Source organism: Bacteroides sp. RTP31139st1_H2_RTP31139_211217, from assembly GCF_040227615.1.
Classification (GTDB): Bacteria; Bacteroidota; Bacteroidia; order Bacteroidales; family Bacteroidaceae; genus Bacteroides; species Bacteroides uniformis.
The window spans coordinates 1-2121 of the sequence record NZ_JBCNZM010000306.1; the positions used below are offsets into that span (position 1 = coordinate 1).

Here is a 2121-nt window from a genome sequence, read left to right on the forward strand (position 1 = left end):
CTTCGGTACAGTGGAAGTAAACGGAATGCAGCATGGTGAGCCTCTGACGGTGGCAGTGGATGGCGAACCGGTCACAGTAGGCATCGACCTTCATAACAAGACTGGCATCCGTTTCTGTGCGGGTGACGCGCAGAAATGGAAAGAGCAACCCAAGCGCGAATGGGATAAGTACACCTTCGGCTGCTACGGCTGCTGGGTGATGGATGATGACGGTAATCTCGACTACGTTCCGGAGGAGGAATACACCGAAGAACTGTGGAACGAACAGAAGAAAAGCGGCGAGCGTAACCGAGCGGCAGGTATTCACAAATAAAACCTATTTAATATAAGCGTATGGCACAACAGAAATATTATCCCGAAGAGATTCTCGTCGAGAAGATGCAGAGCGGCGAATACGGCTGGCTCGATTACATCAACCATTTTTCCGCCGAGTGGCAGGAGGAGTACGCTCATTACTGTGAGGAAAAAGGACTCACGGTCTGCGAGGATTCTGCTGCCGGGTTTGTCCGTTTCAAAGACGAACAATTGGAAGCGGCTATGAAATACGGTAACGCATAACAAGTAACCATTATAACATCAGACTATGGCGATACGAACAAATACCAATCCCCGGCAGATGGACTTGCAGCCCGAAATGCGCAATATACTGATGCGTAACGGACTTCAAGCCCGTGTTGCATTTGACGGAGGCGGCTACCGGCTGATTGTGCAAGGGCATGATTCACCGTTGCTGGTCTATCCTATAACCGAACGCCAGATGTTGGCCCTGACGGACTGGGGAACAAATACGGCCAATAAGAAGGCCTACAACATACTTACGAGCATCATAGGAAAAGACTTCTATATGCCGAAGAATTTCGTCCATGCCCGCAATGCCAACGGGCGTGTGGCGATGGGGCTACATGGCTACCGCATCGGTATAGGTGAATACGGACACATGGGACGTCTGGGTATGCCCCCTCCATTTCTTGGTTGGACACCACGCGAGCAGTGGGGTTTCCACCTACGCAGAGTCGGCGGGCAGCTTTTCTTTCCGGGGCCATCCATCGTACCCGAACGCCCAAACGGGCGCATGAAGCCCGGTGAACTGCAATCGGGTGGCTACGGCTTTTACTACAAAGGCGGTCAACAGGAGCAACCCATTGTACAGCAAGATGTATTGAAGAACTTGCAGGAGGTCATTACACCGCTTGTCAGCCGTCCGCGCAGCAAGGAACCGGCACAACCGTACAAGGAGTTGATTGCTTCACCAGTCTATTTTTCCAACGAGAAATGGTCGGAGTGCCTTACTTCGCACGGTCTTATCGTGGATATGGAACGGAGGACACTGACCGTACAATCGGAAAGTGTCAATGCCGATATGGTCTATGACCTGACGGAAGAAGAAGTGAAAAAACTGGCTACCGCATCCATCGAGGAACAACCTGTGGAGAAACGGCTGGAGCTGCTGAATGGCATTATCGGAGCGGACTTTGCCGATAAGGTAACGATAGAACAGCTCAACAGCGAACAACGCATCAGTATCGGCCTGCATCCCGAAGTGCGGCATGAACTGGAAGAACGGCAGCGGCAGGAACAAGAATTATTCATGCAGCAAGAAACTCCGATACGGCAGGAATACATACAGGGCAGTATCGGTGCAGCCGTGGACGGGCGTGACCTCCAACTGCTCAACGAAAGCAAAGGCTGGTATCGTGAGGAGAAACATGGCCGGGAAGTAGAAGTCAGCGACATTGCCGTGCAACCGACACAGACGGAGGGTAAATACAAGATGTCCGCCGTTATTGACGGACAGGTCATCAGCCACGAAATCAGCCAGAAAGACTACGACAAGTTTCTTGCTGTGGATGATTACCACCGGATGAAACTTTTTTCGAAGATTTTCAACGAGGTGGATATGAAGACACGTCCTGAAGCGAACAAGGGGCTTGGCGTGAAGATATTCGCTGCCCTTACCGCCGGTGCGGTGGTGGCGTCGGAAGTCGCACATGGCTTCCATCACCACCACTCTCCGGAGTTCTATGGCGAACGTTTCAGCGGACCGCCACATCCATACTTCAAGCCCGGCGTAGATACACCGAGAGATGTGGCCATCCGTAATTTCGAGGCACAGATGAATCA

Annotated in this window: 2 protein-coding genes and 1 pseudogene; all 3 read left to right on the plus strand. The window is 52.0% G+C overall.

Annotated elements, in window-relative coordinates; genetic code table 11:
• Positions 1-313: pseudogene (locus ABUA47_RS24320) on the plus strand (hypothetical protein); the annotation flags it as partial.
• 20 nt (positions 314-333) lie between these two features.
• The gene (locus tag ABUA47_RS24325) at positions 334-558 is read left to right on the plus strand and encodes a hypothetical protein (RefSeq protein WP_005836766.1); all 225 of its coding nucleotides are present in this window, start codon (positions 334-336) and stop codon (positions 556-558) included.
• A gap of 25 nt (positions 559-583) precedes the next feature.
• Positions 584-2121: hypothetical protein (locus tag ABUA47_RS24330; protein ID WP_349832237.1), on the plus strand; the 1538-nt coding region annotated here is incomplete at its 3' end.